The organism is Enterobacter cloacae complex sp. P40C2 (assembly GCF_014930695.1).
GTDB lineage: Bacteria > Pseudomonadota > Gammaproteobacteria > Enterobacterales > Enterobacteriaceae > Enterobacter > Enterobacter pasteurii.
Genome location: NZ_JADBRP010000005.1, coordinates 103,658 through 124,478 on the forward strand (window position 1 = coordinate 103,658; position 20,821 = coordinate 124,478).

A 20,821-nucleotide genomic window follows, 5' to 3' on the forward strand; every position below is an offset into this window, starting at 1 on the left:
AACTCCCATTTCTGGTATCAAAAGAGAAGCTAGATTTAATGAGAAATCATTTACAATAAGATTTTTCTGGCTAAGGATCGGATCTAATAAATGAAAAAAATAATTGTGCTATCACTTCTGGGCGTAGTGGTTGCAGTGGGTGCTGCCGCCAGCCTCTATTCAAACGATGAACCTGAATATATTCAGTCAGCAAAAAGCCGTGTAGGTTCGTATTTAACCAGCGATTACGGACGCGTCGAATGTAATAGCACGCAGGTTGGTGAAGGCCGCTGGGAGCTGGGCTGCATCAATAAGGCGAGGGGTAAGACCTTCCAGTTTGCGGTTTATCCATCCGAGCAGGCGCCGTACGGTGTCTCACGCGCATTTTATCTCGAAGCCATTAATGACGATGCCCGACAGAGCGCAGAGCAGGGGCTGATGCGTTATCTACAAATTAATACCAAAGCGGGTTAATCGGTCCGTTTATGCTTTGTTGAAACTCAGCGTGGTAGATTACAGGCGATCCACATCCGGTATGGAATACCGGTGCGTAGATACCAAAATACAAATCTATCCATGCAAGCATTTACCGCCAGAATATGGCGGTTTTTTTTTGCCCTGTTATCGGGTCGGCTGTAAAAACTGCTTACGATATTGCGCCGGAGAAAGAGCGTATTGCTGGCGGAAATGGTGACGCAGCGTGGCGCCCTGGCCAAAACCCGTTTGTTCAGCAATGGCGTCGATGCCGAGCCGGCTATTTTCCAGATAATCTCGCGCGCGCTGCAGCCGGGCGTTCAACAGCCAGCGCGCGGGCGTTGTGCCGGTGGCATCCTGAAAACGGCGCAAAAAGGTGCGCTGGCTCATGCCCACCCGCCGGGACAGGGACTCGACGGTATGCCCAACGGCCAGATGCTGGTGCAGATAATCAAACAGCTGGCCCAGCCGCTGGCTTTCGCGCAGCTGCGCCACCGGTCGGCTGAGCTGCTGGGTTTGCGAGCCGTCCCGATGGGGCGGGATCACCAGCCTGCGCGCCACGCGGTTTGCCGCCTCGATGCCATAGTCCCGGCGCACCACGTGCAGGCACAGGTCGATTCCGGCTGCGCTGCCCGCGGAGGTCAGAATATCGCCCTCGTCCTGATACAGCACATCCTCCACCACGGTGATGGCGGGATAGCGTGTTTTAAGCGCCTCCGTGTAGCGCCAGTGGGTGGTGGCCTTCCGCCCGTTCAGCAGGCCCGAGGCCGCCAGAACAAACACGCCAGAGCAGATGGAGAGCAGCCGACAGCCGCGGCCGTGCGCCTCGCGCAACGCCTGGCGGAGCGCCTCGGGCACAGGCTCGTCCATCCCGCGCCAGCCGGGCACGACTATTAAATCTGCCGTCTCCAGCAAACGCAGATCGCCATCGGCAAGCATACGGATCCCGCCGGTTGCCCGAAGTTCACCTTCATCCACGCCCGCTACGGCGAACCGATACCACGCTTCGCCCATCTCCGGGCGCGGCAGGCCGAAGATTTCTACCGCCACGCCAAACTCGAAGGTACATAAACCGTCGTACGCCAGCACCACCGCGCGCGGGCGCGCGTGTCTTAAGTTTGTCATCTTTTTGCTGTTTTCTGGCATAGGCGGGCGCATTCACGGGCTGAATTTACGAATAGAGTAGTGTTAACACAAACGCCACAAATGAGGAAGATTCATGAGCTACGTTACTGAATTTCCGGCGGCAGAGCCGCAGGAAGCCGCAGGACATTTTCTGCGCCGTCTGAGCGTTGAGACGGACTGCGCCGACGTGCATCACGCCCTGTCCAGCGGTGAACAGGACTTTGTTCTGCTCCACGTCGTCGGAACGCCCGAGCAGTTTGCCAGGCGCCATCTGCCCGGCGCGCTGCATTTGCCGTGGAGCCAGATCGACGCCGGGCGGATGAAGGCGTGGCCGGAGGGAACGCTGTTTGTCGTGTACTGTGCCGGGCCGCACTGCAACGGGGCGGACAGGGCGGCGCTGAAGCTTGCGCGCCTCGGCCTGCCGGTCAAGATTATGCTCGGAGGCATTACCGGCTGGGAGGACGAGCGGTTCGCGTTTGCAGGATCCTCATCGCCCGCGCAGCGATCGTGAATTTTTTTCAACACAGATGAAATTTTCTCGTTTGTCGGCAGGGAGCCGGTATGACATCTTTTCAGGACGTTTAGACATCCAGAAGTCTAAAGCTTCAAGAGATGAATTATCACTGTTGGCAATTAACGCCGGCAGACAGAGGAGATTTCCATGCAGCGACACCACGCCCCGTACCGCGCCGATGTAGTCGGCAGTTTTTTACGCCCGGACACCATCAAGCAAGCACGACTGAAGTTTGCCAGCGGTGAAATTGATGCCGGCCAGCTTCGCGCCGTCGAGGACGAGGCTATTCGCCAGGTCGTCGAGCAGCAGTGCGCCTGCGGCCTGCACGTGGTGACCGACGGGGAGTTCCGCCGCGCCTGGTGGCACTTTGACTTTTTTGACGGGCTGCAGGGCGTAGAGCGTTACGATTCGCAGCAGGGGATCCAGTTCAACGGGGTTCAGACTAAAGCTCACGGCGTGCGCGTCACGGGCAAGCTGGGCTTCGGCGATCACCCTATGCTGGAGGATTTTCGCTACCTGAAGAGCATCAGCGGTGACGCGCAGCCGAAGATGACCATTCCAAGCCCGAGCGTGCTGCACTTCCGCGGCGGCCGCAAGGACATCGATGCCACGGTCTACCCGGATCTGGACGTTTATTTTGACGATCTGGCAGCCACCTGGCGCGACGCCATCCGCGCGTTTTACGACGCGGGCTGCCGCTACCTGCAGCTGGATGATACCGTCTGGGCCTACCTGTGCTCGGAAGAGCAGCGACGTCAGATCCGCGAGCGGGGCGACGATGCGGACGAGCTGGCAAAAACCTACGCCCGCGTGCTGAACAAAGCGCTGGAAGGCAAGCCGGACGACCTCACCGTCGGGCTGCACGTCTGCCGCGGCAACTTCCGCTCCACCTGGATTTCTGAGGGCGGCTACGAGCCGGTGGCGGAGGTGCTGTTCGGCACGGTTAACGTCGATGCCTTCTTCCTGGAGTACGACAACGACCGCAGCGGAGATTTCGCGCCGCTGCGCTTTGTGCGCCCGGGTAAACAGCAGGTGGTTCTGGGGCTGATCACCACCAAGCACGGCGAGCTGGAGAACCCGGAAGGGGTGAAGGCGCGCCTGGAAGAGGCCGCGCGGTACGTGGCGAAAGAGCAGATTTGCCTCAGCCCGCAGTGCGGTTTTGCCTCCACGGAGGAAGGTAACAGCCTGAGCGAAGCCCAGCAGTGGGATAAAGTTCGCCTGGTTACGAAAATCGCCAGCGACGTCTGGTAACGCCGTTCACGGCGCTGCATTATTCCGGTGCAGCGCTGTTCCATTCTGAGTCGTTCCCCACATCTCTTCTCTGCGCTCTCCGTAAAATCCGGCCTCTGCAACCTGGCACTCTTTTTGCTCTCCTGAAGCTGACGTTACTTTTTTCTGCGTCCATGCGGTAACGGACGTCTTCGCACAGCTTTCTTTTCAGGAGTGACAATATGCACCGTCGTACCTTTATAAAAACTTTTGCCTTGTCCGCGTCCGTCGTCGCCATGGGAATGAGTTTTGGCGTACGGGCCGCAGAGACCATTAAAGTCGGGATTATGCACTCCCTGTCCGGCACGATGGCCATTTCAGAAACGCCCCTGAAGGATGTCGCCCTGATGACCATCGACGAAATCAACGCTAAGGGCGGCGTGCTCGGGAAAAAGCTGGAGCCGGTGGTGGTTGACCCGGCGTCTAACTGGCCGCTGTTTGCCGAGAAAGCCCGCCAGCTTTTGAGCCAGGATAAGGTCGCCGTGGTGCTTGGCTGCTGGACGTCCGTGTCGCGTAAGTCGGTTCTGCCGGTGTTTGAGGAGCTGAACGGGCTGCTGTTTTATCCGGTGCAGTACGAAGGTGAAGAGATGTCACCTAACGTCTTCTATACCGGCGCGGCGCCTAACCAGCAGGCGATCCCGGCGGTGGAGTACCTGATGAGCGAAGACGGCGGCGGCGCGAAACGCTTCTACCTGCTGGGGACGGACTACGTTTATCCGCGCACCACCAATAAGATCCTGCGCGCCTTCCTGCACTCGAAGGGCGTGGAGGATAAGGACATTGAAGAGGTCTACACCCCGTTCGGCCACAGCGACTACCAGACCATCGTTGCCAGCATCAAGAAATTCTCCGCGGGCGGGAAAACGGCGGTGGTTTCAACCATCAACGGCGATTCCAACGTGCCGTTCTATAAGGAGCTGGCCAACCAGGGGCTGAAGGCGACGGACGTGCCGGTGGTGGCCTTCTCGGTGGGCGAGGAGGAGCTGCGCGGCATTGATACCAAACCGCTGGTGGGTAACCTGGCGGCGTGGAACTACTTTGAGTCCGTAGACAACCCGACCAACCAGACTTTCGTGGCGGCCTACAGGGCCTACGCGAAAGCCCATAAGCTGCCGAATGCCGATACCGTCGTCACTAACGATCCGATGGAAGCGACCTACGTAGGGCTTCACATGTGGGCGCAGGCGGTTGAGAAAGCGGGAACGACCGACGTGGACAAGGTGCGAGCGGCCATGGCGGGCCAGACGTTCAGCGCGCCGTCCGGCTTCACGTTGACCATGGATGCCACTAACCACCACCTGCACAAGCCGGTGATGATTGGCGAAATCGAAGGCAACGGCCAGTTTAACGTCGTCTGGCAGACCGAACAGCCGGTCCGCGCTCAGCCCTGGAGCCCCTTCATCGCCGGGAATGACAAAAAGCCAGACCAGCCGATGAAAACCGCCAGCAACTAAGCCGGTGCGCCAGGGAGAAATGCCATGAACGCGATGCGCATGATGATAGCGATAGTGTGGCTTGCCGGACTGCTGCCAGGGATGGCTGCGGCAACGGATGCCGATGATTTCGTTGCCGCAAACCGCAGCCAGCAGGCCGCCATGCTCGCCCGGTGGGCAACCGCGCCGGAACCTGCCCGTTTGCCGCTGCTTGCGGCGCTGCAAAAAGAGAACCTGTTCACCGACAGCCGAAAGCATGCCTTTGCGCGCATCGACGGCGAGCTGACAGGGCTTGGGGCATCACAAACCGCCGAAGGGGCCACCAAAGCCGTGCGCCTGACCAACAGGCTGCGATTGTTAGCCGCTACGGCGCTGGCGACGCATCAGCTTGTAAGTGACAGCGTCACGGAAAGGCGCGCGGCCGCGAGGCAGCTCCAGCGCGGCGCGCAGCCGGACATGCTCGATTTTCTGCAACGGCGGGCCAGCAGCGAAACGGACGAAGTTACCCGGCAGTCGCTGAGGCTGGCCCTGGCGAATCTCCAGCTGGCGAGTCCGCAGGCTGAAACGAGGCTGAGGGCGGTTGAGCTGCTGGGCGAGTCCGACGATCCGGACGTGCAGGCCGCGCTGGCGCCGTTTACCCAGGCGCAAGCCGAGCCGGATGCGCGGGTGCGCGCCGCGGCTGCCGGGAGCCTGGAGCGTATTCAGCACCGCCTGATGTGGGGCGAGCTGCTGGGGCAGGCGTTTATGGGCCTGTCGTTGGGGTCGGTGCTGCTGCTGGCGGCGCTCGGGCTTGCCATCACCTATGGCCTGCTGGGCGTGATCAACATGGCGCACGGCGAGATGCTGATGCTCGGGGCGTATGCCACCTGGATGGTGCAGCAGCTGATGGCGCAGTGGATGCCACAGTATCTGCCGATGTATCCGCTGGTGGCGCTGCCGGTGGCGTTTTTCCTGACGGCCGGTATCGGGATGGTGCTGGAGCGCACGGTGATCCGCCACCTGTATGGCCGCCCGCTGGAAACCCTGCTCGCCACCTGGGGGATCAGCCTGATGCTCATCCAGCTGGTGCGCATGACCTTTGGCGCACAAAACCTCGAGGTGGCAAACCCGGCCTGGCTTTCCGGCGGCGTGCAGGTTTTTGCCAACCTGACGCTGCCGTGGAACCGCATTGTGGTGCTCGGCTTTGTGCTGCTGGTGCTGTTCTTCACCTGGCTGATTCTGAACAAAACGCGTCTTGGCCTGAACGTGCGGGCCGTGACGCAAAACCGCAGCATGGCGGCCTGCTGCGGCGTGCCGACCGGGCGTGTGGATATGCTGGCCTTTGGCCTTGGCTCCGGCATTGCCGGGCTGGGCGGCGTGGCGTTATCCCAGCTGGGGAACGTGGGGCCTGAGCTGGGCCAGGGGTACATCATCGATTCGTTCCTGGTGGTGGTGCTGGGCGGCGTCGGCCAGCTGGCCGGTAGCGTGGCGGCGGCCTTTGGCCTTGGGATCTTCAATAAAATTCTTGAGCCGCAGATGGGTGCGGTGCTGGGCAAAATCGTGATTCTGGTGGCGATTATTCTGTTTATCCAGAAACGTCCGCAGGGGTTATTCGCGCTTAAAGGGAGGGTGACAGACTGATGAGCCAGCCGCTGACCTTAACGCTGGCGCGCCGCGCGCCGCGTACCACTCAAATCGTCGGCAGCCTGCTGGCTGCGGCGCTGCTGGTGCTGCCGTTTCTCGCGCTGCTGCCCGCCGCGCATCCGCTGGCGATCTCCACGTGGATGCTGACCCTCATCGGCAAGATCCTCTGCTACGCGGTGGTTGCCGTGGCGCTCGACCTGGTGTGGGGCTATGCCGGGATGCTCTCGCTGGGGCACGGCTTATTTTTCGCGCTGGGCGGCTATGCGATGGGGATGTACCTGATGCGTCAGGCGGCAGGGGACGGTCTGCCCGCGTTTATGTCGTTTCTCTCCTGGAGCGAGCTGCCCTGGTTCTGGTGGGGAACGCAGCATTTTGCCTGGGCGCTGGTCCTGATCGTGACGGTCCCCGGCCTGCTGGCGCTGGTCTTCGGCTGGTTTGCCTTCCGCTCGAAGATCAAAGGGGTCTATTTCTCCATCATGACCCAGGCGCTGACCTATGCGGGCATGCTGCTGTTCTTTCGCAACGAAACCGGCTTTGGCGGCAACAACGGCTTTACCGGCTTTACCACGCTGCTCGGGTTTTCCGTTACGGCGACCACCACGCGGATCGCGCTGTTCCTCGCGACGGTATTGCTGCTGATGCTGGCGCTGGGCACAGGCTATGCGCTGGCGAAGAGCAAATTTGGCCGCATCCTGACCGCGGTGCGCGATGCGGAAAACCGTCTGACCTTTTGCGGCTACGATCCGCGCGGGTTCAGGCTGCTGGTATGGACGCTCTCTGCCGTGCTGTGCGGCCTGGCGGGGGCGCTGTACGTTCCGCAGGTGGGCATTATCAACCCGGGAGAAATGTCGCCAACGAACTCGATTGAAGCGGCCATCTGGGTGGCGCTGGGCGGGCGCGGCACGCTGGTGGGCCCGGTGATTGGCGCGGCGCTGGTTAACGGCGCGAAGAGCGTCTTTACCGTGGCGATGCCGGAGTACTGGCAGCTGTTTCTGGGGCTGATTTTCATCGCCGTCACGCTGTTCTTGCCGCGCGGCGTATACGGCCTGTTTCGTAAGGGGGAGAAATAATGCAGCCTTCAGAAGGGCTTTTTACCCGTCAGCTACCCGGGGATCGTTACCGCGAGCAGACCGATCCGGTATTGCAGCTCGAGGCCATCAGCGTCAGCTTCGACGGCTTTCAGGCGCTGACCGACCTCTCGCTGAACATCGGCGTGGGCGAGTTACGCTGCGTGATTGGGCCTAACGGCGCGGGCAAAACCACGCTGATGGACGTGATTACCGGCAAAACGCGGCCAAAAAGCGGAAAAGCCATTTACGATCAGTCTGTTGACCTGACCGCGCTTGAGCCAGCGGCCATTGCCCGCCGGGGAATTGGCCGTAAGTTTCAAAAACCGACGGTCTTTGAGGCGCTGACGGTATGGGAAAATCTTGAAATCGCCATGAAGGCCGACCGGTCCGTCTGGGCGAGCCTGCGGGCCACCCTCAGCGGCGAGCAGCGCGACCGCATTGACGAGATGCTGGTATTGCTGCGGCTTGGCAGCGAGCGCGACCGTCGCGCCGGGCTGCTTTCCCACGGGCAGAAGCAGTTTCTGGAGATCGGCATGCTGCTGGTGCAGGATCCGCATCTGCTGCTGCTGGACGAGCCCGCCGCGGGGATGACCGATGCGGAAACGGAATACACCGCCGAGCTGTTCCGTACCCTGGCAGGCAGGCATTCCCTGATGGTGGTTGAGCACGATATGGGGTTTGTCGAAACCATCGCCGATCGCGTCACGGTGCTGCATCAGGGACGCGTGCTGGCGGAAGGTTCGCTTCGCGAAGTGCAGGCCAACGAGCAGGTGATTGACGTCTATCTGGGACGCTAAGGAGAGGTCATGTTGCAGGTTAACGAACTGAATCAGTACTACGGTGGAAGCCATATTCTGCGCGGGGTGAGCTTTGAGGCCGTGACCGGGGAAATCACCTGTCTGCTGGGGCGCAACGGGGTGGGTAAAACCACGCTGCTGAAGTGTCTGATGGGGCTGATCCCGGTGAAAACCGGGGAGGTGGTCTGGCAGGGGAAAACCATCACCCACAGTAAGCCGCACCAGCGGGTGCAGTCCGGCGTGGCGTATGTTCCGCAGGGGCGCGAGATTTTCCCGCGTCTGACCGTTGAGGAAAACCTGCTGATGGGGCTGTCGCGCTTTTCCGCGCGTAACGCGAAAGGCGTGCCGGAGGAGATCTGGCAGCTTTTCCCGGTGCTGAAGGAGATGAAGCACCGTCGCGGCGGCGATCTTTCCGGCGGCCAGCAGCAGCAGCTGGCGATTGGGCGCGCGCTGGCAAGCCGACCGCGGCTGCTGATTCTGGATGAACCCACCGAGGGCATTCAGCCATCGGTGATTAAGGAGATTGGGCAGGTGATCCGCAGCCTCGCCAGCCGGGGAGATATGGCGATCCTGCTGGTCGAGCAGTTTTACGATTTTGCCGCGGAGCTGGCCGACAGCTATCTGGTGATGTCGCGCGGCAGTATCGTCCAGCACGGGCGCGGGGAAAATATGGAGCTTGAGGGCGTTCGCGGACTGGTTGCGATCTGAAATGTTATACTATAACATCCTCATTCTTATAACACGGAATGAGGGTTTTGCTTTGGCTGCACATGCTGGAAAAATTGCGCTGGCTCTGGGAACGCTGCTGGTCAGCGGCTCGCTTTTTGCCCACTCGCACGGTCATCAGATGACCGAGGCGGAACAGAAGGCGGCAAACGGCGTCTTTGAGGATAAAGACGTCAGGGACAGAAAGCTGTCTGACTGGGACGGGACCTGGCAGTCGGTTTATCCGTTCCTGCTCGACGGCTCGCTGGATCCGGTTTTCAAAAAGAAAGCCCGGAAGGGCGAGAAGTCCGCTGATGAGATAAAAGCCTACTACCGCACGGGCTACGCCACGGACGTGGACTCCATCGGCATTGAAAACAACGTGATGGAGTTTCATAGGGGCAGCACGGTGAGCAGCTGCCGCTACGACTACAGCGGCTACAAAATTCTGACCTACGCCTCCGGCAAAAAAGGCGTGCGCTACCTGTTTGAGTGCAAGGATAAGGCGAGCCAGGCCCCGAAGTTCGTGCAGTTCAGCGACCATATCATCGGGCCGAAACCCTCTTCACACTTCCATATCTTTATGGGCAATACCTCTCACGAGGCGCTGCTGAAAGAGATGGATAACTGGCCGACCTACTACCCGAACGAGATGTACAAAGAGCAGGTGGTGGAGGAGATGTTACACCACTAACCGCGAGTGCCGGGTAGCGGCTATGCCTTACCCGGCCTGCCGCGCCTACGCGACCCTGGGCGCTTCGCACCACGCCCCGACGCGCATCCCGCGCAAAATCATCAGCCATGCCGCGATAATGGCGGCCATCATTATGACAAACAGCGACCAGTGCGGCAGACGGGTGAGGATAATCCCGGTAATCATCGGGTTCGCCGCCGCGCCCAGCCAGCCCAGCGCCTGCGCGGAGAAGTAGCTCGCCTTCATGCCCGGCGGGGCGATATTGTCGATCAGCATATATTCGCCCGGCGCGTAGATAACTTCACCCAGCGTAAAGATAGCCGCGGCGATACCCCAGTAGATCAGGTTCTCCCCGGAGAGCATAAACCCGCCCAGCCCGAGGATAAAAAAGAGCGTTGCGACAGTCATTAACGGACGAATGTTGCTGGCGGTGATCCTGCGCCCAAGCGCGTATTGCAGGGTCACCACCACCGCTGCGTTGACGGGCAGCACTACGGCTACCACCTTTTCGGCAAAATCGCCGTCCGCGTGCGCGGCCAGAACATACTGCGAAATACAGCTGGCGAAGGAGCCGCCGACGTAGGAGGCCAGCAGGCCGGAGAGGGTATACCAGAGCAGCGCCCGGTCTTTCAGCAGCACCGACGGCTGCCACGGCGCCTTTTCCTCCACGCTGTCTGACGCCACGCTTTTCTGCACGAAGAAATGGATAAACCCGAGCGGCAGCGCAGCGCAAAACGCCGCCAGCCAGAACGGCAGGTGCAGGCTGTACATCACCAGCAGGGTGCCAACCGGCGGCCCGATGGTCCAGCCGATATTCAGGAAGCTGTAGTTGAGCGAGAATACGCGCGCCTTTTCGCTCGACGTCAGCACGTCAGCAAACCACGCCTTCAGCACCGTAGAGAACACGGAATAGGCGCAGTTAATCAGGGCAAAGAACAGCACCACCAGCGTGACGTTATTCACCAGCGGAATGGCCACAAATCCGGCGATAAAGGCCACGATGGCGATCAGCATGTAGCGCTTTTTGTCGAACCTGTCGGCCAGGATGCCAAATCCCAGGCTGAACACCACGCCAATGGTCAACGCCACGGTAAGGGCATAGCCAATATTCTCCACGCTCATGCCGTACACGCGCGTGAGGTAAATGGTCATAAAGGGCAACGTTGCCCCGCGGCCAATTGTTAATAACAATGACGATGCCAGCAGCGCTGCGGTTGAGCGCCTGATTGATGGTTTCATTTTCCTGCCCGACAAATGCTTATGCTTTTATTGTTGTGTTCTGACAGGATTATCACGGGATTGGGAGCTTGTATAGCACCCAATTTATCCGCAAGTGCTTCTTGCCGGTACCAGAATTAACGTCTTTTCGCTGCGCTATTTTTTCTGTTACCTTGAAGTGTTTACAAAAATTTAATATTTCAGGGGCGGATGATGACGCGCAAAGACGGGCTGTTGGCGTTGCTGGTTGTGGTGGTGTGGGGACTCAATTTTGTGGTCATCAAAATGGGGCTGCACAATATGCCGCCGCTGATGCTTGCCGGCCTGCGCTTTCTGCTGGTGGCGTTTCCGGCGCTGCTGTTCGTTGCCCGCCCGAAAATCCCGCTCAGGCTTCTGCTGGGTTACGGCCTCACCATCAGCTTCGGTCAGTTTGCGTTCCTTTTCTGCGCCATTAAATTCGGCATGCCTGCGGGCCTGGCCTCGCTGGTGCTCCAGGCGCAGGCGTTTTTTACCATCATCCTCGGCGCGTTTGTCTTTGGCGAACGCCTGCAGGGTAAGCAGCTGGCGGGCATTAGCCTGGCGGTGTTTGGCGTGCTGGTGCTGATTGAGGCCAGCCTTAACGGCCAGCACGTGGCCCTGCTGGGCTTTATGCTGACCCTGGCGGCGGGGCTGAGCTGGGCGTGCGGCAATATCTTCAACAAGCTGATCATGCAGCACGAGGCGCGCCCGGGGGTGATGTCGCTGGTGGTCTGGAGCGCGCTCATCCCGATTGTGCCGTTTATGGCCGCGTCGTTTATCCTGGACGGGCCAGAGACGATGCTGAAAAGCCTGCTGGAGATCGACCTGACGACCATTTTATCGCTGGTCTATCTGGCGTTTGTCGCCTCCATCATCGGCTACGGCATCTGGGGGGCGCTGCTTGGCCGCTATGAAACCTGGCGCGTGGCGCCGTTATCGCTGCTGGTACCGGTAGTCGGGCTTGCCAGCGCCGCGCTTTTGCTGGATGAAACGCTCAGCGGGCTGCAGCTGGCGGGTGCGGGGCTGATTATGGCCGGGCTGTATATCAACGTTTTTGGTCTGCGGGTGCGTCGGGCTTCGCGGGTGCGGGGCTAAGGCAAAAAAAAGCCCCGCATCGGCGGGGCAAAAACGAATCACAGGTCGTGGTTGTAATACGGCACGCCCAGTTCGTCGGATTTGTCGCTGCCAGCGCCCATGTGGTTAAAGTCATAGGGTGACTGGCCTTGTGCGGACGGCATAATCAGCGTGTCTCGATTATTTTGCTGCGCCGCACTGGGGGTTTGCTCCGCGAAGCTCTGGCCGGAGACCAGCACCAGCAGGGTGAGGGCGGCGGAGGCGATGAATTTCATGATTTCCTCGGTTACGTCTTTACAGGCGAAAATTAACTGCAATGTTTTAGCGGATACAGATAACGGGACTCACCCGGCATGCTGGTAATACGGTACTTATGAGGCGGCACGTCGAAGTAGTTCTTGAACGTACGCGTCAGGGTTTGCTGCGATTCAAAGCCATAACGTTCCGCCAGATAAAGGATCGGCTCATTGCTTTCTTTCAGTTTCTGGGCAATTTCCGTCAGCTTGCGGCTGCGAATATATTGACCTAATGAATGACCGGTCTCTTTTTTGAACATCCGTTGCAGGTGCCATTTTGAGTAACCTGAACGCTCGGACACCTTTTCAAGGGAGAGCGGGGATTCCAGGTTATCTTCGATCCAGTCCAAAATGCTATGAATGGTGATAGCGTCAGTATTGCGTCTGGACATCGTCATACCTCTTTTTTTTTGTTTACGGCAGTATTTTCTTGAGTAAAAGCTCAAGCGTTGCCACTTCATCTGCCGTTAAGTTTTTTGTCAGTTCCTGGTGCAGTGTTTGTCCTACTAGCTGATGACATTGCTCACACATGGCCGCGCCGTCGCTGGTCAGTTTCACCAGCACACCGCGTTTGTCATTCGGGTTAGGGCTTCGTTCGACCCATCCTTTGCAGACGAGCCGATCCAGCATGCGGGTTAACGCACCCAGATCCACAGAGAGCACCTTTTTCAGCTCAACCGGCGTGATACACACTTCGCAGCGAATGGAACACAGCACTTTGAACTGTGTTGCGGTGATATCCAGCGGTGACAGGTAGTCATTGAGCAGGCGATCTTTTTTCTGATTAACCATATGAATAAGACGACCCAGTGGGATTATGTCGTTAAAGAGATCACTGGTGCTTTTCACAATGGTTGCCCTGGCAAGTAGTTTAGTCACGGCAGATATTATTGCTCAGGCAAGTATAAGTCAACTGAATGGATTGCCCGATGCCACGAATTGCTAAAACGCTTCGGGCACTTTTTCTGTGCGCTTTTAAATCATATATATAGCCTGTGGTTATTGGTTGCGCGGGAAAACAATGGTTACGTCGTGCGAATAGCTCAGGACGAGGTTTTCCCCCTATAATTGCGGAGTTGATTAAGGATAAGGGCAGCGATGCATTATGTTGGATTTGATTAAAGCAATTGGTCTTGGGCTGGTGGTATTGCTGCCGCTGGCAAACCCGTTAACCACGGTGGCGCTCTTTCTGGGCCTGGCGGGGAACATGAACAGCGCGGAGCGCAACCAGCAGTCGAGGATGGCGGCCGTGTACGTTTTTGCCATCATGATGGTGGCCTATTACGCCGGGCAGCTGGTCATGAATACCTTTGGTATTTCCATCCCCGGGTTGCGGATAGCGGGTGGGCTGATTGTGGCCTTTATCGGTTTCCGGATGCTGTTCCCGGCGCAAAAAGCGCATGAATCGCCGGAAGCCAGGAGTAAATCCGAGGAGCTTGAAAGCGAACCGAGCGCCAACATCGCCTTTGTGCCGTTAGCCATGCCGAGCACGGCTGGCCCGGGGACGATTGCGATGATCATCAGCTCCGCCTCAACGGTGCGCGACGGCTCAACCTTCCCGGACTGGGTTATCACCGTTGCACCGCCGATCATTTTCGCACTGATCGCGGTTATCGTCTGGGGATCGCTGCGCAGCTCCGGGGCCATTATGCGCTGGGTAGGCAAGGGCGGTATTGAGGCCATCTCCCGCCTGATGGGCTTCCTGCTGGTGTGTATGGGCGTGCAGTTTATTATTAACGGCGTGCTGGAGATTATTAAGACCTATCACTGATGCTGTTGCCGGGTAAGGCGAAGCCGCCACCCGGCACGTCAAACTTAACCGTGGCCGGTCTGTTCTTCCATCGCGACCGGCCATTTACGGAAGATAAGCACCGACCAGACGAGCGCAATCAGCGCCGGGATGGCGCCAAGGTAGCCAATGGCCGACATCGACACGTGCAGGCTGATCTGATTCCCCACCAGCGCACCGGCACCAATTCCCAGATTAAAAATTCCCGAGAACAGCGACATCGCCACGTCCGTTGCGTCCGGCGCCAGCGCCAGCACCTTCACCTGCATCCCCAGCCCGATAATCATGATCGCCACGCCCCAGAACAGGCTGAGGATCGCCAGATGACTTTCGCTGCCCGCCGCAGGCATCAGCAGCAGCAGACACGCCAGCAGCAGGCCAATCGCGCTGCTCACCAGGGCAGAAGCGTGCTGGTTGCCGAGCTTGCCGAACAGGATGCTGCCGATAATGCCCGCGCCGCCCAGCAGCAGCAGGAGAACGGTGGCGAAATTCGCGCTAAAGCCCGCTACAACCTGTACGAACGGTTCGATATAGCTGTAAGCCGTGTAATGGGCGGTCACCACGATGACGGTCAGCAGATAGATGCTCATCAGGGCCGGGCGACGAACCAGCAGCGGCAGGCTTTTTAGCGAGCCGGAGTGTTCGCTCGGCAGCGCGGGCAGCAGCTTAATGAGGCACACCAGCGTAACCAGCGCCCCCATGCCGATGGCAAAGAAGGTGGTGCGCCAGCCGAAATACTGCCCCACGATGCGTCCTATCGGCAGGCCCAGCACCATCGCCAGCGCCGTGCCGGTGGCGATCAGGCTCAGCGCCTGGGCGCGTTTCCCCGCCGGGGCCAGACGAATGGCGAGCGACGCGGTGATCGACCAGAAAATGGCATGGGCAAACGCAATGCCCACGCGGCTAATAACCAGCACCGTAAAGTTCCAGGCCATATACGACAGCACGTGGCTGGCAATAAACACCACAAACAGCCCAATCAGCAGCCTGCGCCGTTCCATCTGGCTGGTCAGCAGCATAAACGGCAGAGACATCAGCGCCACTACCCAGGCGTAGATGGTTAACATAATGCCCACCTGCGCCGTTTCCATGTTGAAGCTGGCTGCAATGTCGGACAGCAGCCCAACCGGAACAAATTCCGTAGTGTTGAAAATGAACGCCGCGATGGCGAGCGTGACCACGCGCAGCCACGCGACCCTGCGGGAAACCGTGTGTGTTGTCATAGGGATATCTGGGATTCGTTGCCTGAAAGATGAGGAGACGATCTTAAGGCCTTAAACGGCGAAAACTCAACCGTTATGTGATGCAAATCACAAAATTTACCTTCATGCAGCGGTAGCGAAGGCGGGTGTTTTCCCTGAAGATAAAGGATACACAGCAAAAACAGGCGGCAGGACAATGCAGGAGATTGATTTTTATCTGGTGGATGCCTTCAGCGAGTCCTCCTTTGGCGGCAACCCGGCGGCGGTCTGTCCGCTTGACGCGTGGCTGCCGGACGAGACCCTGCTGCAAATGGCGCAGCAGCATAACCAGTCGGAAACCGCGTTTTTCGTGTGCACGAAAGGGGGAATTGAGCTGCGCTGGTTTACCACGCTCGCCGAGGTCAGTCTCTGCGGGCACGCGACGCTTGCCGCGGCGTACGTACTGTTTAACGAGCTGGATTACCCGGACTCACGCATTCATTTTGATACCGCCTCCGGGCGCCTCACCGTCAGCCGTGAGGGCGACTGGATGACGCTGGATTTCCCGGCCTGCCCGACGCGGGCGCAGACGCCGCCGTCGGAGATGCTCTCCGCGCTCGGCATCAGCCGCTGCGTCGATGCCCGGAAAGGGCGGGCCTGGGTGCTGGTTCTGGAAAACCGCGAGCAGGTTGAAGCCGTTACGCCGGATTTCTCAGCCATGATCCCGGGCGAGCACAAGGTGGCCGTCACCGCGCGGGGCGAGGGGGAATATGACTTTGTCAGCCGCTTCTTCTCGCCGGGCGTTGCCGTACCGGAAGATCCCGTCACCGGCTCCGCGCACACCATGCTTATACCCTACTGGAGCGAGAGGCTCGGTAAAACGCAGCTGTTTGCGCGTCAGGTTTCCGCCCGTGGGGGAGACGTACGCTGCACGCTAAGGGGCGACCGGGTGCTGATGGGCGGGCAGGCGTCCCTGTATCTGAAGGGCACCGTATTTCTGCGCTGAAAACGAATAAGAGAGGTAAGACGATGCAGGAAATTGACTTTTATCTGGTAGACGCCTTTAGCGACAGGGCGTTCGGCGGCAATGCGGCGGCTGTCTGCCCGCTGGAAGCGTGGCTTCCTGATGAGACGCTGCTGAAGATGGCAAAGCAGCACAATCAGTCGGAAACGGCGTTTTTCGTGCGCACGGATGAGGGCTTTGAGCTGCGCTGGTTTACCACGCAGGATGAGATAAACCTCTGCGGACATGCCACCCTGGCGGCCTCCCATGTGATATTCGAATACCTGGATTATCCGCACACGGAGATCGTGTTTACTACGCGCTTTGTCGGTGAGCTGACGGTAAAACGCAGCGGCGACTGGCTGACGCTGAATTTCCCGGCGTGGTCAGCCGACGTTGTTGATCGTCCACCGGCGGCGCTGTTCAGCGCGCTGGGCATTAGCGGGGCAAAAGAGGTGCGTGCAGGGCGCGATTACATGGTGGTGCTTGAAAGCCAGCAGCAGGTTGAGTCCCTTACGCCGGATATCCCGGCGATGCTTCCGCTGGGCAAAATGGTCTGCGTGACGGCCCCGGGAGACGACTATGATTTCGTTAGCCGCTTCTTCTGCCCGGGCGAAGGGGTGCCGGAAGATCCGGTAACGGGGTCAACCCACAGCATGCTGATCCCGTACTGGAGCGAAAAGCTTGGCAAAACGCAGATGTTGGCCCGCCAGGTCTCCTCCCGTGGCGGGGATCTGCGCTGTGAGCTGAAGGGCGACCGCGTGCTGATTGGCGGCCAGGCCACGCTGTATATGAAGGGGCGGGTCTTCCTGCGCTAGCTCAGCGAAGCGCCGCCGCAGATCGCTATCTCCTGTCCGGTGATGGCGGCGGCCTCGTCGCTCAGCAGAAAGTTCACCAGCCCGGCAACTTCTCCGGGCGCGATAAGCCTGCCAATCGGGGGGCATTTTGCCGGTGATGTTTCCCGCCCGGGCGCCGTGAGCATCGGCGTTTCGGTGGCTCCCGGGGCGACCACGTTGGCGGTGATGCCGCGCGGGGCCAGCTCCGCCGCCCAGCTTCTGATCGTCCCCACCAGCGCCGCTTTGGTGGCAACGTACTGGGAACGACCCGCCGCACCGCGCGAGGTTCTGCTGCCAATCGCCACAAACCGACCGCCGGACGACATGCCGGGGGCAAAATGGTTAAACAGCACTTCACAGGCCTGTACGTTGAGCCGCCAGAGCGCGCAGCCGGTGTCGCTGTCCAGCTGCCCAAGCGGCGCAGCCGCCATCATCCCCGCGGCGTGGATCACCGCCTGAGGCGGGGCGAGAGGCTGTAATGCCGCAATAAGCCGATCGGGCTTGCTGATATCAACGCTCAGGCTGGTGAAATGAGGCGCGTCCAGCGCTACGGATCGCCGGCTTAATCCGGTCACCCGCCATCCTTCCGCCAGCAGCCGTTTCACGATGGCTTCCCCAATGCCGGAGCTGGCTCCGGTAACCACAGCATGACGCATATCACCCCTCCAGCATCGCGCGCGGAACTTTGAATACCGCTTTACGAACGGTCTCTGGCATCGTCACGGCGCACAGCGCCTGGTGCGGCTCCCCGGGATAAAAAACCGCAAAGTCGCCCGCGCCGAGGCGGATCGCCACGCCGTGCTCAGCCGACCCAGCGATGAAAAGATCCAGCTTTCGCTCTTCATCACCCGGTTGCCCGACGGGGAGAGTTCCGGCGTATATACGCTCTTCGCCCGCCAGCACAACCTGAATATCAGCCCACTGACGATGGTACTCCGTGTGCCTCCCGGCCCGCGGCTGCGTTTGCACGGGCCCGATATGGCAAAACCACGCGGCGTCCTGCGGCTGCCAGCGTCCGTCATCCCGCGCCGTCAGCGCCTGTAGCGAGCAGTCCGGACGGGACAGCAGGGCATGCAGCACGGGCGGAAGCCCTGCCAGCGGCAGGGCGCTAAGATGTCCGATAATCATGCTGTCTCCTTAACCCACTCCGGGGTAACCCGGACGTACTTAATGGCCTGACGGAAAAAGGTGTAGGCAATATGCAACGCTCCATCCGGGCCCTGTTTGATGCTCGGATAGGAATATTCACGGTTCAGTTTTTCCAGCGAGTTATTGGTCATACAGTAGCCGTCGCCCTCGTCCAGATTACGCTGCCACGGCCAGCTTCTGCCGCCGTCCGGGGAGAGGGCTACCGTCATCGGCGCGCGCGGCGCGCCCCAGAACGCCGTGCGCCCGCCCGTCGCCTCGGGCTCTTTGCGTCCATCACCGTCGTCGATTTCATCGTACAACGATGCCCGACGCTCCAGCGCCCCGGCGGCGCTCATGTGATTAAACACCAGCGCCAGTTCACCGCTGGCAAGGGTCGTCACCTGAATCGATGAATTGTTATTCGGCAGCGTCGTTGGCTCCGGTACCGACCAGCTTTCGCCGCTGTCGGTCGACTGGCTGTAATAGATATTGTCCGCCCACCGGCTGCGGAACAGGGCGACCAGCGTACCGTTGCGCAGCGGGCTGATGTTCATGTGCACGCAGCCCAGGCTGCCCGGTACCTCAACGTCGCGCCAGGTTTTCCCCCGGTCCTCAGAGATTTTCACCGCGCTGACATCATCATTCCCGACCCATTTTTCCCCCGGCCGCGTGCGGCAGTAAAACACCGGCAGCAGCCAGTTCCCGTTGTCCAGCACCACGATCGGCTGGCGGATAAAGGTGCCCGGTTTGTCGAGCAGGGTAGCGATGTCGCCCCAGGTTTGGCCCAGATCCGTTGACCGGCGATAGCGCACGATAGCCGTGTCCTGATTGCCGGAAATCTGAGCGGTCCACAGCAGCCACAGCACGTTATCCGGCGCGAGGAACAGGACGGGGTTTTGCTCGGAGCGCGTCGGGTCGTCCGAGAGTTTTACCGCATCGCTCCACCGCTGGCTGCCCGGCGCCAGCCGGGATCCCCACACGGAGATATCTGCGATGCCCTCCTGGGTGCCGCCGAACCAGACGCACATCAGCGACCCATCCGGCAGCGGCAGCAGGTTTGCCGCATGGTTTTGTGGGCACGAGGAAGGCAGCATGGCCGTCTCCATACGAACATCCTGTGGCTGCGATCGGACGATGCCGTCGCGGGTTACGGTTACAGACATATCAGACTCCATTATTTTGCACGGGGGCGGGCGCTTTATCGTTCGCTTTTCCCGGAATAAGACGTTCAATCACCATAATGACCGCCGGGGTCAGCAGGGCGATATACATATTGTTAATGCCAAACGGATCGCCCAGCAGATACCAGACCGACGTCACCACGCAGGCGCCAATCAGGCCGGCGTTAGCGCCGCGGGCGCTGCGGAAGAACGGGGCGTAAAAGGCGATAACGGCCACAACGGAAATCGACAGACGTATCGCTCGGGTGAAGAAGGAGAGCTTAAGCACTTCCGGCACCAGCAGAACGAAGATCAGCGGCAGGAAGCCAATCAGCAGGGAGATCCAGCGCGTGGCCTTAAACTCCTGTTCGGGCGTGGGGTGGCGCATCGGCACGTAAAAGTCTTTCACCACCAGAGAGGCAATGGCCAGCGCAACGGTACTGACGCTGACGAAGATAGAGGCCACCAGGGAGGTAGTCACCAGACCGGCGAGCCACGGATTCATGTCCTGAAGGAAGACGGGCATCGCATACAGGCTGTCGATCTCCGGGTGCAGGTATTTTGCCGCCACGCCGATAACCGCAATCGCCAGCGCGATTGGCAGGCAGAAGAAGAAGGCGACCCAGGTGGAGCGCCGGGCCGTTTTAACATCTTTGGTGGATGAGATAGCCTGGATCACAAACTGCGTGCAGAAGATTGAACCGATGGTGCCGATAAGCCAGGCGAAGATGGTTGACGCGCCAATATTGCCATCCCACGTCCAGTAGAAGTCCGGCATGTTTTCGATCATGGGCGTGAAGCCGCCGGTTTTCGACAGGGCAAAGCCCATGATGGCCAGAATGCCGAAGTACTTCAGAGCGCTGTGCAGCACGGTCACCCAGGCCACTCCCTTCATGCCGCCAAAGGCAAAATAGAAGGTACTGACGATAGCGGTAATAAACGCCGCCACGGGCAGGTTAACCTTCAGCACGGTGGAGATAGCCGCTGCGCCGCTAACGTAGTTCCCCACGTTAACCAGCAGCAGGGCGTAAATCATGATGATGGAGATAATGTTTTTGGTGCTGTTACCGTACTTTTCGGCAATGGCACCCGAGATGGTGATTTTCCCGGTGTTATAGATGCGCTTAACGAGCAGCAGGCCAAATAGCGGAAAGCCTATAGCCGCCCCAATTACCGACCAGGAGGCGGCAAACCCGTCTTCGAACGCCGCCTGTGCCGTACCGATAGTGGATTTTGCGCCGATATATTCGGACATCAGCAGGATCCCGACGATAAACGCCGGCATCGCGCGGGAGCCTTCCATAAAGTCTCCGGAGTTTTTACTGCGGATCCGGAAGGTGAGCCAGGTGGTGAACAGGATGTAGGCAACTACAATCCCGACGATAATGAGGGTATCTTCAGCGGTAAAATTATTCATCTTTGCCTCTCTTCAGGG

Annotated in this window: 23 protein-coding genes; 13 read left to right on the plus strand and 10 right to left on the minus strand. The window is 59.5% G+C overall.

The features are described from left to right. Positions 1–90: 90 nt before the first annotated feature. A complete protein-coding gene (locus IM304_RS11430; RefSeq protein WP_148419512.1) occupies positions 91–453 on the plus strand; it encodes a hypothetical protein in 363 nt (120 codons plus the stop codon). A 147-nt stretch (positions 454–600) separates the two neighbouring features. Here IM304_RS11430 and ftrA read toward each other — a convergent pair whose 3' ends face one another. Further along, entirely contained in the window at positions 601–1,599 is a 999-nt protein-coding gene (gene ftrA, locus IM304_RS11435; RefSeq protein WP_193355094.1) for a transcriptional regulator FtrA, read from the minus strand. Between the two features lie 73 nt (positions 1,600–1,672). Between ftrA and IM304_RS11440 the strand changes: the two genes are divergently transcribed. The 8 genes from IM304_RS11440 (at position 1,673) to zinT (ending at position 9,683) form a co-directional block, all read left to right on the plus strand. Then, positions 1,673–2,089, plus strand: a complete 417-nt coding sequence (locus IM304_RS11440; RefSeq protein ID WP_193355095.1) for a rhodanese-like domain-containing protein — start codon at positions 1,673–1,675, stop codon at positions 2,087–2,089. A gap of 150 nt (positions 2,090–2,239) precedes the next feature. Next, entirely contained in the window at positions 2,240–3,343 is a 1,104-nt protein-coding gene (locus tag IM304_RS11445) for a cobalamin-independent methionine synthase II family protein (protein ID WP_193355096.1), read from the plus strand. A 200-nt stretch (positions 3,344–3,543) separates the two neighbouring features. Then, positions 3,544–4,815, plus strand: coding sequence for an urea ABC transporter substrate-binding protein (gene urtA / locus IM304_RS11450; protein WP_193355097.1), 1,272 nt, complete (start codon positions 3,544–3,546; stop codon positions 4,813–4,815). Positions 4,816–4,839: 24 nt separating this feature from the next. Further along, complete coding sequence (urtB, locus tag IM304_RS11455; protein ID WP_193355098.1) at positions 4,840–6,414, plus strand: urea ABC transporter permease subunit UrtB; 1,575 nt, start codon at positions 4,840–4,842, stop codon at positions 6,412–6,414. Further along, positions 6,414–7,487 (plus strand): urea ABC transporter permease subunit UrtC, encoded by a 1,074-nt coding sequence (gene urtC, locus IM304_RS11460; protein ID WP_193355099.1) that lies wholly within the window; start codon positions 6,414–6,416, stop codon positions 7,485–7,487. The genes urtB and urtC overlap by 1 nt, the downstream gene beginning before the upstream one ends. Further along, the gene (gene urtD, locus IM304_RS11465) at positions 7,487–8,284 is read left to right on the plus strand and encodes an urea ABC transporter ATP-binding protein UrtD (protein ID WP_193355100.1); all 798 of its coding nucleotides are present in this window, start codon (positions 7,487–7,489) and stop codon (positions 8,282–8,284) included. Before urtC ends, urtD begins: the two co-directional genes overlap by 1 nt. Positions 8,285–8,293: 9 nt before the next feature. After that, positions 8,294–8,992: an urea ABC transporter ATP-binding subunit UrtE gene (gene urtE, locus IM304_RS11470; protein ID WP_193355101.1), complete on the plus strand. Its 699-nt coding sequence runs from the start codon at positions 8,294–8,296 to the stop codon at positions 8,990–8,992. Positions 8,993–9,044: 52 nt separating this feature from the next. Further along, positions 9,045–9,683, plus strand: coding sequence for a metal-binding protein ZinT (gene zinT, locus IM304_RS11475; RefSeq protein ID WP_193355102.1), 639 nt, complete (start codon positions 9,045–9,047; stop codon positions 9,681–9,683). A gap of 45 nt (positions 9,684–9,728) precedes the next feature. Here the strand turns inward: zinT and ydeE are convergent, their stop codons facing one another. Further along, complete coding sequence (ydeE, locus tag IM304_RS11480) at positions 9,729–10,922, minus strand: efflux MFS transporter YdeE (RefSeq protein WP_193355103.1); 1,194 nt, start codon at positions 10,920–10,922, stop codon at positions 9,729–9,731. Between the two features lie 192 nt (positions 10,923–11,114). On the opposite strand from ydeE, the gene eamA reads away from it, so the two are divergent. Then, complete coding sequence (eamA, locus tag IM304_RS11485; protein ID WP_148419523.1) at positions 11,115–12,014, plus strand: O-acetylserine/cysteine exporter; 900 nt, start codon at positions 11,115–11,117, stop codon at positions 12,012–12,014. 38 nt (positions 12,015–12,052) lie between these two features. On the opposite strand, the gene marB is transcribed toward eamA, so the two are convergent. Genes marB through marR form a run of 3 tightly spaced genes read right to left on the minus strand, consistent with a single transcriptional unit; the run spans position 12,053 to position 13,138 of the window. After that, positions 12,053–12,268, minus strand: a complete 216-nt coding sequence (marB, locus tag IM304_RS11490; RefSeq protein WP_148419524.1) for a multiple antibiotic resistance protein MarB — start codon at positions 12,266–12,268, stop codon at positions 12,053–12,055. Positions 12,269–12,300: 32 nt separating this feature from the next. Continuing rightward, the gene (marA, locus tag IM304_RS11495; RefSeq protein ID WP_001303241.1) at positions 12,301–12,681 is read right to left on the minus strand and encodes an MDR efflux pump AcrAB transcriptional activator MarA; all 381 of its coding nucleotides are present in this window, start codon (positions 12,679–12,681) and stop codon (positions 12,301–12,303) included. Between the two features lie 22 nt (positions 12,682–12,703). After that, positions 12,704–13,138, minus strand: coding sequence for a multiple antibiotic resistance transcriptional regulator MarR (marR, locus tag IM304_RS11500; protein WP_003857182.1), 435 nt, complete (start codon positions 13,136–13,138; stop codon positions 12,704–12,706). A 256-nt stretch (positions 13,139–13,394) separates the two neighbouring features. Between marR and IM304_RS11505 the strand changes: the two genes are divergently transcribed. Further along, on the plus strand, positions 13,395–14,060 hold the full coding sequence (locus IM304_RS11505; RefSeq protein ID WP_193355104.1) for a MarC family NAAT transporter: 666 nt from the start codon (positions 13,395–13,397) through the stop codon (positions 14,058–14,060). Positions 14,061–14,104: 44 nt separating this feature from the next. On the opposite strand, the gene IM304_RS11510 is transcribed toward IM304_RS11505, so the two are convergent. Further along, positions 14,105–15,301, minus strand: a complete 1,197-nt coding sequence (locus IM304_RS11510; protein WP_193355105.1) for a sugar transporter — start codon at positions 15,299–15,301, stop codon at positions 14,105–14,107. Positions 15,302–15,476: 175 nt separating this feature from the next. Here IM304_RS11510 and IM304_RS11515 point away from each other — a divergent pair, with 175 nt between their 5' ends. Together IM304_RS11515 and IM304_RS11520 are read left to right on the plus strand one after the other, a co-directional pair. Then, positions 15,477–16,265 carry a PhzF family phenazine biosynthesis protein gene (locus IM304_RS11515; RefSeq protein ID WP_193355106.1) on the plus strand — a complete coding sequence of 263 codons (789 nt, stop codon included), beginning with the start codon at positions 15,477–15,479 and terminating at the stop codon, positions 16,263–16,265. A 23-nt stretch (positions 16,266–16,288) separates the two neighbouring features. After that, on the plus strand, positions 16,289–17,080 hold the full coding sequence (locus IM304_RS11520; RefSeq protein ID WP_193355107.1) for a PhzF family phenazine biosynthesis protein: 792 nt from the start codon (positions 16,289–16,291) through the stop codon (positions 17,078–17,080). On the opposite strand, the gene IM304_RS11525 is transcribed toward IM304_RS11520, so the two are convergent. Genes IM304_RS11525 through IM304_RS11540 form a run of 4 tightly spaced genes read right to left on the minus strand, consistent with a single transcriptional unit; the run spans position 17,077 to position 20,803 of the window. Then, entirely contained in the window at positions 17,077–17,754 is a 678-nt protein-coding gene (locus IM304_RS11525; RefSeq protein ID WP_193355108.1) for an SDR family NAD(P)-dependent oxidoreductase, read from the minus strand. The two genes, IM304_RS11520 and IM304_RS11525, sit on opposite strands and share 4 nt — an antisense overlap. A 1-nt stretch (position 17,755) precedes the next feature. After that, the gene (locus tag IM304_RS11530; RefSeq protein WP_193355109.1) at positions 17,756–18,226 is read right to left on the minus strand and encodes a YhcH/YjgK/YiaL family protein; all 471 of its coding nucleotides are present in this window, start codon (positions 18,224–18,226) and stop codon (positions 17,756–17,758) included. Next, positions 18,223–19,389 carry an exo-alpha-sialidase gene (locus IM304_RS11535; protein WP_193355110.1) on the minus strand — a complete coding sequence of 389 codons (1,167 nt, stop codon included), beginning with the start codon at positions 19,387–19,389 and terminating at the stop codon, positions 18,223–18,225. Before IM304_RS11535 ends, IM304_RS11530 begins: the two co-directional genes overlap by 4 nt. Before the next feature lies 1 nt (position 19,390). Continuing rightward, positions 19,391–20,803, minus strand: coding sequence for a sodium:solute symporter family protein (locus IM304_RS11540; RefSeq protein WP_193355111.1), 1,413 nt, complete (start codon positions 20,801–20,803; stop codon positions 19,391–19,393). Between the last annotated feature and the right edge of the window lie 18 nt (positions 20,804–20,821).

What these genes read in the sequence shown, in the direction of transcription:
- IM304_RS11430 (WP_148419512.1), top strand. Translation starts at nt 91, where the DNA reads ATGAAAAAAATAATTGTGCTATCACTTCTGGGCGTAGTGGTTGCAGTG.
- ftrA (WP_193355094.1), bottom strand. Translation starts at nt 1,599, where the DNA reads ATGCCAGAAAACAGCAAAAAGATGACAAACTTAAGACACGCGCGCCCG.
- IM304_RS11440 (WP_193355095.1), top strand. Translation starts at nt 1,673, where the DNA reads ATGAGCTACGTTACTGAATTTCCGGCGGCAGAGCCGCAGGAAGCCGCA.
- IM304_RS11445 (WP_193355096.1), top strand. Translation starts at nt 2,240, where the DNA reads ATGCAGCGACACCACGCCCCGTACCGCGCCGATGTAGTCGGCAGTTTT.
- urtA (WP_193355097.1), top strand. Translation starts at nt 3,544, where the DNA reads ATGCACCGTCGTACCTTTATAAAAACTTTTGCCTTGTCCGCGTCCGTC.
- urtB (WP_193355098.1), top strand. Translation starts at nt 4,840, where the DNA reads ATGAACGCGATGCGCATGATGATAGCGATAGTGTGGCTTGCCGGACTG.
- urtC (WP_193355099.1), top strand. Translation starts at nt 6,414, where the DNA reads ATGAGCCAGCCGCTGACCTTAACGCTGGCGCGCCGCGCGCCGCGTACC.
- urtD (WP_193355100.1), top strand. Translation starts at nt 7,487, where the DNA reads ATGCAGCCTTCAGAAGGGCTTTTTACCCGTCAGCTACCCGGGGATCGT.
- urtE (WP_193355101.1), top strand. Translation starts at nt 8,294, where the DNA reads ATGTTGCAGGTTAACGAACTGAATCAGTACTACGGTGGAAGCCATATT.
- ydeE (WP_193355103.1), bottom strand. Translation starts at nt 10,922, where the DNA reads ATGAAACCATCAATCAGGCGCTCAACCGCAGCGCTGCTGGCATCGTCA.
- eamA (WP_148419523.1), top strand. Translation starts at nt 11,115, where the DNA reads ATGACGCGCAAAGACGGGCTGTTGGCGTTGCTGGTTGTGGTGGTGTGG.
- marB (WP_148419524.1), bottom strand. Translation starts at nt 12,268, where the DNA reads ATGAAATTCATCGCCTCCGCCGCCCTCACCCTGCTGGTGCTGGTCTCC.
- marA (WP_001303241.1), bottom strand. Translation starts at nt 12,681, where the DNA reads ATGTCCAGACGCAATACTGACGCTATCACCATTCATAGCATTTTGGAC.
- IM304_RS11505 (WP_193355104.1), top strand. Translation starts at nt 13,395, where the DNA reads ATGTTGGATTTGATTAAAGCAATTGGTCTTGGGCTGGTGGTATTGCTG.
- IM304_RS11510 (WP_193355105.1), bottom strand. Translation starts at nt 15,301, where the DNA reads ATGACAACACACACGGTTTCCCGCAGGGTCGCGTGGCTGCGCGTGGTC.
- IM304_RS11515 (WP_193355106.1), top strand. Translation starts at nt 15,477, where the DNA reads ATGCAGGAGATTGATTTTTATCTGGTGGATGCCTTCAGCGAGTCCTCC.
- IM304_RS11520 (WP_193355107.1), top strand. Translation starts at nt 16,289, where the DNA reads ATGCAGGAAATTGACTTTTATCTGGTAGACGCCTTTAGCGACAGGGCG.
- IM304_RS11525 (WP_193355108.1), bottom strand. Translation starts at nt 17,754, where the DNA reads ATGCGTCATGCTGTGGTTACCGGAGCCAGCTCCGGCATTGGGGAAGCC.
- IM304_RS11530 (WP_193355109.1), bottom strand. Translation starts at nt 18,226, where the DNA reads ATGATTATCGGACATCTTAGCGCCCTGCCGCTGGCAGGGCTTCCGCCC.
- IM304_RS11535 (WP_193355110.1), bottom strand. Translation starts at nt 19,389, where the DNA reads ATGTCTGTAACCGTAACCCGCGACGGCATCGTCCGATCGCAGCCACAG.
- IM304_RS11540 (WP_193355111.1), bottom strand. Translation starts at nt 20,803, where the DNA reads ATGAATAATTTTACCGCTGAAGATACCCTCATTATCGTCGGGATTGTA.